The organism is Novosphingobium sp. ERW19, assembly GCF_012641315.1.
Taxonomy (GTDB): domain Bacteria; phylum Pseudomonadota; class Alphaproteobacteria; order Sphingomonadales; family Sphingomonadaceae; genus Novosphingobium.
The window spans coordinates 30064-43223 of record NZ_JABAIC010000011.1 but is presented as its reverse complement, the minus strand read 5'-3'; the positions used below and the strand labels follow the sequence as shown (position 1 = coordinate 43223).

Sequence of the window (13160 nt, the reverse complement as noted above, 5' to 3'; positions counted from 1 at the left end):
GCCGCGTCATGGCTATGCATAGTTATCGAGCCTTGGAATGAGCCTGCAGTTCCAGAAAATGCATCATGACCATGTCTCGACACGCAGCCCTGGGCCCGACTGATCCTAATTCAAGGCTGTGAGCAGAAGTGAACGAGGTGATCGGCGCAGCAGAGTTGAAGAGGCGGGCGGCCTCGGTAGGTCTGAAAACCGCACCGCCTCTATCCGATCCCTTCAGGACTTCCGTCCAGAATCGCTAACCTAGGATTCGGGATTACTAGAACTTCAGGCTTGCTCGAACATTCCACATCCGCGGCAGGGACAACTGAACGTTTTGATTTGCCCCTACACCCGGAAAGCCGAAACCGCCCGGACCGATAGAGACCGGAACCTGGTTGTTGAACAGGTTGCTGACATTGAACGCCAGCCGGAAGTTTTTGTCGATCTCGGCTTCGATCGACATGTCGACGGTGTCGCGAGACGGGATCCGCAACGCGGCGCTGTTATCGCGATCCTGGAAGAAGCCATCGACATAGCTGTATTGCGCGCGCCCGCCCAAGGTGAGCCTGTCATTCACAGGCACTCGCAATGTGGCGGTTAGGCTGGTCGTCAGTTTGGGAGAATTCGGAATACGGTTGCCGTCGAAGATCAACGGTGCGCCGCCGGCCGTAGTATCGCGGTAGTCCTTGAATCGCGCGTCAGCGTAGCCGAGGGTTCCGACAACCGTGAACGGCTTGAAGGGACGAACCTTAACTTCCCCTTCGAACCCACGGATTCTCGCGCTCGCAGCATTCGAGACAACCGCGATCAGCGCCCCGCCGCCGCCCAGCACTGGCACAAGTTTCGCGGTCTGGATGTCGCCATAATTTTGCTGGAAGCCTGAGAATGCAAAGCCCAGATCACCGTTAAGCACGTCACCCTTCAAACCAACTTCGTAGTTGGTCAGCTGCTCGCGATTGAACCGCAATTGTTTGAACGAGGTGATCAAGAAGCTTGTGACATTGTCGAGGTTCCAGCCCCCGCTCTTGTATCCGCGCGACACCGTACCGTAGATCGATACGCTTGGCGCAAGCTTGTAGCGCAAGGTAACCAAGGGCGAGAAATCGGTGTCGGAACCAGCATCGGTTTCACGTGGCAGGGTGGGTGCAACGAACGGGAAGCCTTGCTGACGGAAGTCTAGGGTCTGCTTCTCATAGGTCAGTCGTGCCCCGAGCGTCAGCGTCAGGCGCGGTAGCGCCTCCCAATCAGCATTGACGAAGCCGGCGAAGGATTCCGATCCCACCATCCCGCTCGTAGAACCGGTCAGCCCTCTCAAGAATCCCGGGACGTTGGCAATATTGCCAAAAGTGCTCGAGGCGTAACCGTCAACGTCCTGCTTGAAATAGTAAAGACCGCTGACAAAGGAAAATCGAGACCCCATCTTGCCAGCAAGGCGCAACTCTTGGGAGAATTGCCATTGATCCTGCTTCTTCTGGCTGTCCACGACTGCCAATGGGCCGAAGTCGGGGTCATTATTGCGCAACGAGGAGGCAGTCCGGTAGGCGGTAATCGAAGTCAGGGTCAGATCAGTTGAGGTTGACCAGTCTATCTGACCCGAAACACCGAATAGCTCGCGCTTCGCAATCGGGGGGAGGTTAGTGTTGGTCTTGTAGGTGCCAGTGACAGCGCCATATCCGCTGATCGGCTGCGGTACAGGAGCAAGCTGGTCCTCGTTCGTATAATCTGCTGACAGCAAGACCGATACATCGTTGTTTGGCCGCCACAGGGCCTTGATCCGCCCGCCGACGGAATCGATGTCGCCGATATCCTGTCCGTCGAAGACGTTGGTGATATAGCCGCGCCGAGTGGTCCGGAAGCCACCGATGCTGATTGCAAGATTGTCTTCGGCAACGGGGCCGGTCAGGAAGGCAGAAAACCGGCGTTCGTCATAACTGCCAAGCTGCACTGTTGCGTCGCTGCCGAATTCGAATTCGGGCTTGCGAGTGGTGATGCTGATCGCACCAGCAATGGAATTGCGTCCGAACAAAGTCCCTTGTGGGCCTCTGAGGAACTCGACCCGCTCGGTGTCGAACAGTTCCTGGTTGAAGCTGTAAAGCTTACCTTGAACCACGCCGTCGACGTAAACACCAACACCGGAATCAAATCCTGCGTTCACCCGTGACTGGCTGGCGACCCCGCGCACGACGATCAGCGATAGAGAGTCATTCCCGTTACTGATGTTGACCAGATTCGGGACCGAATTGGCCAGGTCGAGCAGTCGCAGGGACGCCTTCGCATCGATATCGCCGGCTCCCAGAGCGCTGATTGACAGCGGCACATCGACAATTCGCTCATCCCGCTTGCGGGCTGTCACGACGATCGCGTTGTCTTTAACCTCCGGCTCGGCTGAAGGCGAATCGGCCTCCTGCGCGAAGGCAGGCATGCTGATCAGCATAGCACTAAGAAAAAACGGGAACTTACGCATCGGCCCCTCTCCCCTTGATTACCTCATTGTCGGCGCGGTGTATCATTAATCGACCGGTCGGGCAATTTATATAATCCGACCGGTCGATAAACACCTTCAGGGGTATGGATCGGATGAATGTGACGCATGAGCACAACTGGAGTCTCGTGAGGTCGCTTTGCCCTGGTGAACTGGGCCGAACCTTTGCCGTGGATGGGATCGGTCCGCTTAGATGGTTGGGCATTTCGACCACAAGACCCAAGGGTCCTGCGGCATACTTGGCCGGGCAAACGCGATCAGGTGAGCTGGCGGAGTCGACTGCCAGGGATCCGCAATTCCGGTTGCATTATCCGTCCGGACGGTTAAAGCATGAACCCACGCTCTGATCACTCGATTTTCTAGGGGCCAAATGACAAGCCAAAAGACGAAATGCAGATTTCGCGACCTTGGGTTAACGATCGGCACGCTGCCGACGGGGCCCTTGAATGCGATTACCGATGTGGCCGGGGTCCGCGTTGGGCACGTAACGCGGATTGCCGACGCACCGCACGTCTTGCGGACCGGAGTCACTGCCATCCAGCCGCTGAACGTGCCCTATTGGCAGGAATCCGTCTTTGCCGGCTTCCATTCCTTCAACGGATTCGGTGAAGTTACCGGTAGTCATTGGATTGCTGAAACTGGTGTGCTCACCTCGCCAATCTGTATGAGCTCGGCTTTTTCGATCGGGGTGCTGCGTGATACGCTGCTGGCCCATCCCAAGCAGAATGGGATTGATGACCGCTGGCATCAGCCAATGGCCGGAGAAACCTTCGATGGCGTACTCAATGACGGCTGGGAAGGGCCGATTACCCGGGCAGACGTCACCGCTGCGCTCGATGGGGCCAGTGGCGGCCGGGTTGCCGAAGGATCGATTGGTGGCGGAACCGGCATGATGACGTTCGAATTCAAGAGCGGAATCGGGACTTCTTCGAGAGTAGCGGCCACCCCATGCGGTAGCTTTACCGTCGGCGCTCTGGTCCAGTCCAATTTTGGCAACCGGTCCGAGCTTACCGTCGATGGTGTTCCGGTCGGTCGGCATATCGGTTATGAAGTCGTGGATAGCCCCCAACGACGCGACCAGGGCTCGATCGTGATTGTGCTCGCAACAGATGCGCCGCTGTTGCCGCCGCAATGCGCAAGACTGGCGCGGCGCGGCGGCATCGGCCTGGGCCGCGTCGGTGGTTTCGGTTCAAATAGATCGGGCGATTTCATAGTCGCCTTTTCGACCGGTAATCGCGTACCCTTTAATGATGTCGCTATTGCAGAGGGTCTTCGCATGCTGCCCAATGAGGCCATGAATCCGCTCTTTCGCGCAGCCTCTGAAGCGGTCGAAGAGGCGATCGTCAATTCCATGACCATGTCGGATTCAATGACTGGAGTGGATGGGACAACTGTGCACGCTCTGCCGACTGACAAGCTCGTCGAAGTTATGCAACGCTATGGCCGCGGGCCCGAGAGCACGTCATGAATTGCGCCGATGTACTAGTAATCGGAGGCGGGATCGCCGGCATGTCAGCTGCCGCGGGGCTGTCAAGAAACGCCCGCGTGGTGGTGCTTGAAGCTGAACTAGCGCTGGGTTATCATTCTTCCGGGCGTAGCGCGACATATTACCATTTCGGCATTGGCAACCGTGCAGTGCGCGCCATGACCGCCTATAGCCGGGAGTTTTTCGAGCAACCGCCAGGCGACTTCTCGGACCAACCATTTTGCAGGCCGACTCCAGCGTTGTTCGTAGCTCGCCCGACAATGGTGGAGGCGCTGGCTGGGCTCGAAACCGAGATGCGGCTGTTCACCAACACGATCGAGCGGATCGACGAAAAAGGTATGCTGGCAATGGTGCCAGTACTGAAGACTGGCGGAGAGGGCATAGTCGAAGGAGTGGTCGATTACGGCGGTCGCCGGCTCGATGCCGACCGATTGCTGCAAGCTTATGCCCGAAGGGTCAAGCATGGCAAGGGTGAAACCGTTACCGGAGCCCGCGTCGTGTGCATCGAGTACAAGGCAGGCTTGTGGCAGGTGACAACCGAACGCGGACAGCAATATGCTGCGCCCGTGCTGATCAATGCGGCCGGAGCTTGGGCTGATCATGTGGGACGACTGGCAGGCGTGCGGCAACTTGGCCTTGAGCCCAAGCGGCGAACGGTCATCATGTTTGACCCTCCCCATGGAATCGGGGCCAGCGAATGGCCGTTCGTCAAGGCCGCGGTGGACGATTTCTACATGATCCCGGAATCCGGACGGATTCTGGCGTCGCCAGTGGACGAAGTCGATAGTCCTCCCACCGACGCCCAGCCTGAGGAATATGATCTCGCTTTGGCCGCGTGGAAAGTCGAGGAATATACGACGATGACGGTGCCGAGGATTCAACATCGTTGGGCAGGGCTGCGATCCTTCGTATCCGACCGCGTGCCAACGGCCGGTTTCGCGCCCGACGCCGATGGGTTCTTCTGGCTGGCTGGGCAAGGTGGATACGGATTGCAGACAGCGCCTGCAATGGCAGCAATTGTCTCTGCGCTCGTAACGGGCGGGCCGTGGCCGGAAGGCTTAGCCTCCCTAGGTTTGACACCGGATCAGGTCTTGCCGGATCGTCTGGTGGGTGGGGAGGTCTCGCTATGACCAATGTAATGCGCCGGCTGCTCGGCCGTGATTATCCTGTCGCCGTTGGGGGCGATGGCCCCTATGTCATCGATGGTTCGGGCCGGCGATATCTCGATGCCGCGTCGGGGGCTGGGGTCTCGTGCCTCGGGCACAGCGCCACCCGGGTTGCGGATGCTGTATCCGCCCAGGCGCATATCATGCCCTATCTCTACAACGCCTACTTCACGACGGATGCAGTCGAACGTTTCGCAGAAGCGCTGGTTGCCGCGACGCCGGCCGGGCTCGACTGGGTCTATCCCGGTTCAGGCGGGTCGGAATCGATGGATGGCGCACTCAAGCTCGCGCTTCAGTTTCATAATGAAAACGGTGAACCCGGTCGGACCCGCTTTATCTCCCGGCGCCAAAGCTATCATGGATGTACTATCGGAGCACTCGGCGTTAGCGGGAACCTGATCCGCAGATCGCTCTTCGAGGGTTTTCTACCCCCGCATCATTTTGTCTCGCCTTGCTATGCCTACCGCGAGCAGAGCAGTAGCGAAACTGAAGCTGAATATGTCCGCCGGCTCGCAGACGAGCTGGAACACGCCATCATTCAACTTGGTCCGGAGAACGTCGCCGGATTCGTTGCGGAAACTGTCGTTGGCGCCACTGCGGGATGTATTCCGCCAGTTCCTGGTTATTTCCAGGCGATCCAGGCGGTCTGTCAAAAGTATGGTGTCCTTCTTATCCTCGACGAAATCCTGGCAGGCGCCGGACGCTGCGGAACCTACCTTGCATGCGAACAGGATGGGGTGGTTCCTGACATCGCCGTGGTGGCGAAAGGCCTTGGCGCCGGTTATCAGCCGCTTAGCGCAATCCTCGTCAGCGATCGGATCGTGGCAACCTTGGCTGGGGGGCGAGGATTCTTTTTCCATGGCCATACCTATAACTGTCACGCGACCGCCGCTGCGGCGGGCTGCGCTGTACTGCAGGAAATCGAAGAACAGGACCTCCTTGCCAATGTGCGCCGCCAAGGGAAACTCTTGCGGCAATCCTTGACTGATAAGTTCAACCAGCATCCCCATATTGGCGATGTGCGCGGGCGTGGGCTGCTGCTCGGAATTGAACTTGTCGCCGATCGGGAGAGCAAGGAACCATTCGCTCCTGAGCGAATGGTTTGGAACGCTATCCAGAGCGCGGCGATGGACAGCGGTCTGCTGTGCTATCCGGGGTTCGGGACAGTGGATGGCACGCGAGGTGACCACATCTTGCTTGCTCCCCCGTTCATCATCACCGAAGCGCAGGTGGGCGAAATCGTTGACAAGCTCGCGTTGGCGATCGACCAAGCAATTGCGGGTACGGCCTGATGCGCAGACCACTGATCGGTGTTACGGCTGATGTCGAATTACGAAGTGATGCCCGGCAACTTCATTATTTCGCCAACAAGGCCATGATGAGAGCCTTGTCCAGTGCGGGCGCGTTGCCTGTGATGCTCCCGCACGAGGCCGAGTTCATCGATGACTATCTCGGCGTGCTGGACGGTGTGCTCATTTCCGGCGGCGGGTATCAATTTCCTCACCCCCTTCTTATCGATCCCGCAACTGTTGATCAGGAACCAGTGGAGAAAGTCGCGCGGACACGGTTTGAATTGGCTTTAGTGCAGCGCGCGACGGAGCGGGATCTCCCTCTTCTCGGTATCTGTGGTGGCTTCCAAGTCATGAATGTCGCAGCGGGCGGCACAATCGTTCCTTCACTCAAGTCACTGCGTCCCGAATGGCACATGCATCGTGACGCTGCACCCTATGAGGAAGCTGCACACGAGGTCGTCACCATGCCGGGGAGCCTTCTTAGTGAAATTGTTGGTTGCGACAGCTTCCCGGTCAACAGTCTGCATTCGCAGGGTGTCATCGAGCCTGGAGTCGACGCGAGCACAGCAGCAGTTGCGCCGGATGGTATTGTTGAAGCGATTGAGCGACGGGACCGCCGCTTCTGGATCGCGACGCAGTGGCACCCGGAGTTCCATATTTCGGAAGCTGACGGTTGCCTGTTTGACGCATTCGTCGCCGCAGCGGCTGCTCGGTAGATTTCGGCACCAACCTTATGAGCCTTGGAGCAGGGCGACTGCAGAAGTCAGAGCAGCTTGGGTTACTGGGTCCCGCATTCGTTCAGCCTGAGCCCGGGCCTCTGCCAGTAATCCCGCCTCAGCCTCCTCGGATGCCAGCAGAGCTCTGATAGCGCCATGTGTTCCGCGCGGAACGCCAGCCAGCTTGATCGACAGCTTCTGCACGGCATCGTGAAGTCCATCCGCGGGCACGACAGTTTCAGCAAGGCCCAAGCTAAGGCATTCCTCAGCAGACAGTGAGCCCCCAGTCATTAGCAGGGCGCGCGCGCGCGCCATGCCCACTGCCGCGATCAGGCTGCGGTTGATACCTGTGTCAGGAACTAGACCTAGCCGAGCAAACGGGAAGAGCAGCCGTGCGTTTGAAGACATGACCAGGATATCCGCGAGCAATGCGATGCCCGCGCCCGAACCTGCGGCTGCACCGTCAACAGCAGCGACGATGGCGACCGGAGATCCCGAAATCGCTGCCGCTAGCCGTCCAGTCTGGTCCGCGACGATCGCGGCCATGTCATCGGCAGAGCTGTCAGCAAGAGCATCAAGCGCAGCTCCAGCCGAAAAGATTCCATCCTTCCCCGTCAGGACAATGACCCCTACATCGTTGGTTGCGGCCAGATCGTTGATCAGGTCGGCGATGCGACCTAGGTCAACCGGCCCCAGCGAATTGCCCCGCTCCGGCGATGCAAGGCGTGCGATCGCGATCGGTCCGTCGCGTTCGACCTCGAGCGCGATCGCATACCCTTTGCTCATGCGCCTTCCATAATCTTCTGGAAGGGTGCCATCCCTGCTGCAAAGTCACTTGGTGCCTCTGCGCCAGCAAAATTGACAATCGTCGACCATGCGTCGCGAACCTGTTCCGGCGAGAAATCTTCACCGCCTCCGATCCGTTCGCCTCGGGTACGTTGCCAGCGCAGCTTGCTGACCCACCCGCCGCCTACTTCGAACAAGCTGCCAGTCTCGCTGCAGGTTTCGTGCGCCAGCCAACCGACAAGCGGGCTGACAAGTTCTGCGCGCATCGGTGCGAGCTGTTCAGGAGTCATGACTGTTCGGGTCAGGCGCGAATCCGCCGCCGGTGCAATAGAGTTGACATGAATGTTGCGTGCGCGTCCTTCAACCGCGAGGGCCTGGGTGAAACCGTGGAGCGCAAGCTTGAAAGTACCATAGTTTACCTGGCCGAAGTTGCCATATATCCCAGCGGCCGAAGAAGTATTGATGATCCTGCCGTAGCTCTGGTCGCGCAGTCGCGGCCAGGCGGCATGGACGATCCGGAATGCTCCCAGCAAATGGACGTCATAGAGATCGCTCCAGTCCTGCTCGGTCATCCTGTGAAACCCAACATCACGCAGGAACCCGGCATTGTTGATGATGATGTCAATCTGCCCGAAATGATCGAGCGCCGCTTCAACGAGCCTTGCACCATCGATGACCGAGTCCGTATTGACGACCGCTTCGCCTCCGGCCGCGCGAATCTCCTCGACAACCTTTGCCGCTGGGCCAGCGTCAGTCCCCGCGCCGGCCGCCGACGATCCAAGGTCGTTGACAAGCACACGTGCGCCCCTGCTAGCGAGCATTAGAGCATGTGCCCGGCCTAGGCCTCCGCCAGCACCAGTGACAATGGCAACCCGTCCATCGTAGCGAAGTGTATCAGTCATCAGTCTTCCCTTCGGATCAAAAATTTCTAAGCACCGTAGCGATATTCAAAGTCCGATCATTTGCCCCGTTTGGTTCCCTGCAACGAACGGTGCGACCGCCTGCCGGCCCGCGTAAATGATTAGCAATCTTGCAACGCCGGGCTTCTGCCGCGTAAGGTCGGGAGCCATATGCGGCGGGCAACGCCATCGAAGCGAGGCCAGCCCGCATCAGGCTTGAAGCACCGGGCTGCTGCAGGAGATGGCTGCGACCGGCAACAAAGAGAGCCTTGGGATGGAAACCATGCAAGGGTCCTGATTGGCTGGCTCCCGATGTGCCACAGCAATCGGTCAGGTGAGCAAGGGTCTCTCCTCTGAGCGTAATCACGCCGCGTCCTCATTGAACGGGCGGGTGGTATCGTCACGCTTAGCAGCCGGCAGACCCAGCACGCGCTCTGCAATCACGTTACGAAGGATCTCGTCTGTACCGCCAGCAATGCGCATCGCGGCGCCGAAACTCCACGATCTCTCAACGGCTTCCCAGCCATCGCCCAGCGCACTCCCGACCAGCGCTCCTTCCTGTCCGCGCAGGTCAAGCAGCAAATTGGCAATCAACTGCGCCTGGCTGGCTATCACGAGCTTGGTGATCGACTGCTCAGGTCCGGGTAGCTGGCCTCGGCCTAGGTTCGTCAAAGTCCGGTAGGTCAGCAGCTTGAGCCCGCGATCATTCAAGTACGCCTGGGCAATGATATCGCGAACGTGGGGATCATCGCTTGCACGCCCGGTTGATGTCTCGAGGCGTCTACTGATATCGATCAACGTCGATGAATCAATCAGACCGATGTTTGCACCGACATTGAGCCGCTCGAACATGAGCGTCGTCATCGCTCCTGCCCAACCGCCGCCCGGCACGGTCAAGCGAAACTCGTCAGGGATTATAACTCCGGATAGGAAAACTTCGTTGAATTCGACACCACCATCGAGCTGCCGGATCGGTCGCACCTCGACTCCGGGCGCACGCATGTCGATAATGAAGAGCGTCAGCCCGGCGTGCTTGGTTGCACTGGAATCAGTCCTCGCCAGCAAGAGCCCATAGTCTGAGAACTGCGCTCCGGTGGTCCAGACCTTTTGGCCGTCTACAAGCCAGTTTTCTCCGGTTTTCACCGCCTTCGTGCGCAAGGCTGCTAGGTCAGAGCCTGCAGCGGGTTCTGAGAATAGCTGACACCAGATCTCAGCACCGCTGATCGCGCGGGCGACGAACCGCTCTTTGACCTTATCGCTGCCAAGTGCGAGCAAGGTGGGCACGCACATTCCCAGTCCAATTTCGTAGACGCCAAATGGAACGTCGTATCGTTCTTCTTCCTGGCGGAAGATTATCTGCTGGGTGGTTGTCCCGCCGCCTCCACCATACTCGCGCGGAAGCGCGATAGCTGCGTAACCTGCGGCGGCCTTCTTGCTTTGCCATTCGCGGGCTGCCGCCACGAGTGTCGCGTCATCAGGCCAGGCAACTCGTCCTCGACCGCGCGTTACCGGTGCATGCGCGGCAAGCCACTCCCGCGCTTGAGCGCGGAACTGGGCATCGATGGGAGAATCGGCGAAGTCCATCTGCTGGCCTTTCAATGCTTCGTGGTCTCGCCGGCGATCAGCCTGGCGGCCAAACGCGAACGCCACTCGACGGCTGGTCCGTAGCAGGCCGCCAGCGCTCGGGCTCGACGGTAGAATAGGTGCGAGTCTGACTCGAAAGTGAAGCCGTAGCCGCCATGAACCTGCAGCGTTTCCTGTGCGGCAAATAGATAGGCTTCGGTGGCAGAGGCACGAGCCGCGGCAGCGGCAAGCGGTAAATCGACTGCTCCGGTGCCGAGCGACCACGCAGCATACATCGCATGCGCACGTGCGATTTCAATCTTGGTCCAGATGTCGGCCAACTTGTGCTTGATGGCCTGATACGAACCAATGGTTTGCCCAAATGCGCGGCGTTCGCGCGAATAATCAATTGCGCCATTGAGAGCCCTAGAAGCTCCGCCAATCTGTTCGAAGGCAACGCAGACAACTGCATGATTGAGCGCGAGATCCGCATCGTCGCCAGTCATTCGGGTGGCTGGAGTATTGCGGAATGTAATACGGCAGAGCTGACGACCCGGGTCCCGGCTTTCTAGCGCCTCCTGTTCGACAGCATTTTCAGCCATGTCGACAAGCCACAGCTGATTGTTGGCTCGGACAATGGCTACTGATGCACCAGTTCCGCCCGAAACAGGTGAAATAACGCCCGTAATGTGATCGTCCTCGACAGCAAGGGCACTATCTGTCGCAACACAGGCTGTCGCTGAACCGCTGGCCAATGCTGGCAGCCAGCGATCCTGTTGCTCAGGCGACCCGCACGATTGGATCAACGGGGTGGCATGATACAATGATGCGGTAGGTATTGCGGCCACCGACCATCCAATTGCTTCTGCAGCCAGGCAAACCGGGAGAGGCCCGAGGCCATTACCACCGAAATCAGTAGATATGCCGCTGGCCAGGATCCCCATCTCACCGAGCAGTTCCCAGGCCGTCACATTGATCTGACCAGTATCGACAGTCTTCCGTGCTGCCTCCAGCGGTGCAGCTTCTTCGAGAGCGCGCCGCAACTGGTCAGCAAGGAGCCGGTAATCTTCGGAAAAATCGAACTCCACCTAGTTGTCCTCACTGCACTAAAGCGCTGAAGCGATATCCTTCGCCCTGAGTCGGACTATCCCATTAATCGAACGGTCGGTCAATGGATGATCTGTCATCCGCCTTGCTCGCAGGCGAGGCGTTCAGGGGTGGGCATGGATTGGCAGAGACCAACCATGACGTTCCAACGGGAGAGATGCCCGGCTTGCCAAAACTGATCGGCTGAGTTCACCGCGCACGATCGAAGAGCACTAAGGGCGGGACTTACTTGAGGCTCTTCTGTTGCCCTTTTAGAACGCAACCTGGGCGCAGACCTGTAGCCGCCCCGTCGTGATAGACGGGCAATCCGCTGACATAGACGCTCTCAACCCCTCTGCTTGGTTGGACCGGGTTTTCGAAGTCGGCTGCGTCGGCAACTGTAGCTGGATCAAGCACAACCAGATCAGCCACCGCGCCAGCTGCAATCACGCCGCGACCAGCCAAACGGAACCGCCGCGCTGGCAAACTTGTCATCCGGCGGATCGCTTCCTCGAAGGGGAACAGACCTTGATCACGCACGTAACGTCCCAGAACGCGAGTGAACGTGCCCCACAGACGGGGGTGAGGACGAATGCTGGTAGTCGTCCCGTCCGAGCCAATCATCGCGTCAGGAGAAGCAAGGATGTGGCGTAGATCATTTTCGTCCATGCAGTAGTAGACCGCGCCGCCGGGTGCTAGCGCAGTAAGTGCCGCCTCGCCGCTCAAACCTAACTCGGCAGCGACCTCATCAAGTTCTCGGCCCGCAGTGTCAGGCTTGACTGCGCTCCAGGTGATCACAACGCGCTTCGACAGGCGATAGAGGTCCAGGTTGAATGAGCTGGCAGCAGCAACGTAAGGGTATACATCGAACCCGACCTCCTGCCGAGTGGAAGCCTCGACAATCCTGCGCAGCGTTTCAGGCGCGCGGCCGAAATTGGCCTCGCCCATGAGCTTGTGATGCGAAATGATCAACGGCATGCCCGCCCGTTCGGCGATCAGCAGTGCCTCATCGATTGCAGCATCGATGGCATCAGCCTCATCGCGCAAGTGGGTCGCGAAGATCCCGCCGTACTCGGCGACGACCTCGGCAATTGCCATTACCTCGTCCATGGGCGCAGCTCTTGCGGGAGGATAGAAGAGCCCCGAGGACATACCAATCGCTCCGGCGGCCATAGCCTCAGCGGCCAACGAGCGCATCGCCATGCGCTCACTTGCGGTTGCTGGACGATCAAGCCTGTCCATCGCCGCGGCGCGAAGGGTAGTATGACCGACAAGCGCAGCGACGTTGACCGCGGGCGGTGCAGCTTCCAGCGTGTCGATGTAGTCGCGAAAACGGGCAAAGCGGAAGTCGGCCTTGGCGGCGACTTCTGCGAAAGGGGCAGGGAGGTCTCCGGAGGCGACGAAGGGGGCGAGGCTCACGCCGCAATTTCCAACGACAACCGTGGTTACCCCCTGACTGACCCGGGGCAGCGCCGAAGGGTCGGCGAACACGAAGTGATCGTCATGGGTATGTACGTCGATGAAGCCAGGACAAAGCGCTTGGCCTGTTATGTCGATCGTCTCGCGTGAACGCCATCGAGAAAGATCTCCGGTTGCGACAATAGTCCCGTCTTCGACAGCCACATCCTGGATCACGCCAGGCGTTCCGGTGCCGTCGATTACAAGCCCGCCGCGGAACAGCAAGTTGCACTGTGGTGAACGCATC

At 59.0% G+C, this 13160-nt stretch carries 10 protein-coding genes; 4 read left to right on the top strand and 6 right to left on the bottom strand.

The window, feature by feature from the left end; translation table 11 throughout:
- Positions 1-256 precede the first annotated feature (256 nt).
- Positions 257-2443 carry a TonB-dependent receptor gene (locus HGI46_RS18165; RefSeq protein WP_168852279.1) on the bottom strand — a complete coding sequence of 729 codons (2187 nt, stop codon included), beginning with the start codon at positions 2441-2443 and terminating at the stop codon, positions 257-259.
- A gap of 388 nt (positions 2444-2831) precedes the next feature.
- Here HGI46_RS18165 and HGI46_RS18160 point away from each other — a divergent pair, with 388 nt between their 5' ends.
- Genes HGI46_RS18160 through HGI46_RS18145 form a run of 4 tightly spaced genes read left to right on the top strand, consistent with a single transcriptional unit; the run spans position 2832 to position 7121 of the window.
- Positions 2832-3929, top strand: a complete 1098-nt coding sequence (locus tag HGI46_RS18160) for a P1 family peptidase (protein WP_125955350.1) — start codon at positions 2832-2834, stop codon at positions 3927-3929.
- The gene (locus HGI46_RS18155; RefSeq protein ID WP_118074296.1) at positions 3926-5077 is read left to right on the top strand and encodes an FAD-binding oxidoreductase; all 1152 of its coding nucleotides are present in this window, start codon (positions 3926-3928) and stop codon (positions 5075-5077) included. The genes HGI46_RS18160 and HGI46_RS18155 overlap by 4 nt, the downstream gene beginning before the upstream one ends.
- Positions 5074-6405, top strand: coding sequence for an aspartate aminotransferase family protein (locus HGI46_RS18150; protein WP_125955351.1), 1332 nt, complete (start codon positions 5074-5076; stop codon positions 6403-6405). Before HGI46_RS18155 ends, HGI46_RS18150 begins: the two co-directional genes overlap by 4 nt.
- Positions 6405-7121, top strand: coding sequence for a gamma-glutamyl-gamma-aminobutyrate hydrolase family protein (locus tag HGI46_RS18145; RefSeq protein ID WP_118074295.1), 717 nt, complete (start codon positions 6405-6407; stop codon positions 7119-7121). Before HGI46_RS18150 ends, HGI46_RS18145 begins: the two co-directional genes overlap by 1 nt.
- 15 nt (positions 7122-7136) lie before the next feature.
- Here the strand turns inward: HGI46_RS18145 and HGI46_RS18140 are convergent, their stop codons facing one another.
- The 5 genes from HGI46_RS18140 to HGI46_RS18120 form a co-directional block, all read right to left on the bottom strand.
- Positions 7137-7907 carry an enoyl-CoA hydratase/isomerase family protein gene (locus HGI46_RS18140; protein WP_118074294.1) on the bottom strand — a complete coding sequence of 257 codons (771 nt, stop codon included), beginning with the start codon at positions 7905-7907 and terminating at the stop codon, positions 7137-7139.
- Entirely contained in the window at positions 7904-8809 is a 906-nt protein-coding gene (locus HGI46_RS18135; RefSeq protein WP_125955353.1) for an SDR family oxidoreductase, read from the bottom strand. The genes HGI46_RS18140 and HGI46_RS18135 overlap by 4 nt, the downstream gene beginning before the upstream one ends.
- A gap of 360 nt (positions 8810-9169) precedes the next feature.
- The gene (locus HGI46_RS18130) at positions 9170-10390 is read right to left on the bottom strand and encodes an acyl-CoA dehydrogenase family protein (RefSeq protein ID WP_168905360.1); all 1221 of its coding nucleotides are present in this window, start codon (positions 10388-10390) and stop codon (positions 9170-9172) included.
- 11 nt (positions 10391-10401) lie between these two features.
- Positions 10402-11457 carry an acyl-CoA dehydrogenase family protein gene (locus HGI46_RS22470; protein ID WP_118074291.1) on the bottom strand — a complete coding sequence of 352 codons (1056 nt, stop codon included), beginning with the start codon at positions 11455-11457 and terminating at the stop codon, positions 10402-10404.
- 244 nt (positions 11458-11701) lie between these two features.
- Positions 11702-13159, bottom strand: coding sequence for a D-aminoacylase (locus HGI46_RS18120; RefSeq protein ID WP_125955470.1), 1458 nt, complete (start codon positions 13157-13159; stop codon positions 11702-11704).
- Position 13160 lies beyond the last annotated feature (1 nt).

Coding starts and splice junctions, on each gene's coding strand:
- HGI46_RS18145 (WP_118074295.1), top strand. CDS start 6,405: ATGCGCAGACCACTGATCGGTGTTACGGCTGATGTCGAATTACGAAGT.
- HGI46_RS18130 (WP_168905360.1), bottom strand. CDS start 10,390: ATGGACTTCGCCGATTCTCCCATCGATGCCCAGTTCCGCGCTCAAGCG.
- HGI46_RS18165 (WP_168852279.1), bottom strand. CDS start 2,443: ATGCGTAAGTTCCCGTTTTTTCTTAGTGCTATGCTGATCAGCATGCCT.
- HGI46_RS18120 (WP_125955470.1), bottom strand. CDS start 13,159: ATGCGTTCACCACAGTGCAACTTGCTGTTCCGCGGCGGGCTTGTAATC.
- HGI46_RS18150 (WP_125955351.1), top strand. CDS start 5,074: ATGACCAATGTAATGCGCCGGCTGCTCGGCCGTGATTATCCTGTCGCC.
- HGI46_RS18140 (WP_118074294.1), bottom strand. CDS start 7,907: ATGAGCAAAGGGTATGCGATCGCGCTCGAGGTCGAACGCGACGGACCG.
- HGI46_RS18155 (WP_118074296.1), top strand. CDS start 3,926: ATGAATTGCGCCGATGTACTAGTAATCGGAGGCGGGATCGCCGGCATG.
- HGI46_RS18135 (WP_125955353.1), bottom strand. CDS start 8,809: ATGACTGATACACTTCGCTACGATGGACGGGTTGCCATTGTCACTGGT.
- HGI46_RS18160 (WP_125955350.1), top strand. CDS start 2,832: ATGACAAGCCAAAAGACGAAATGCAGATTTCGCGACCTTGGGTTAACG.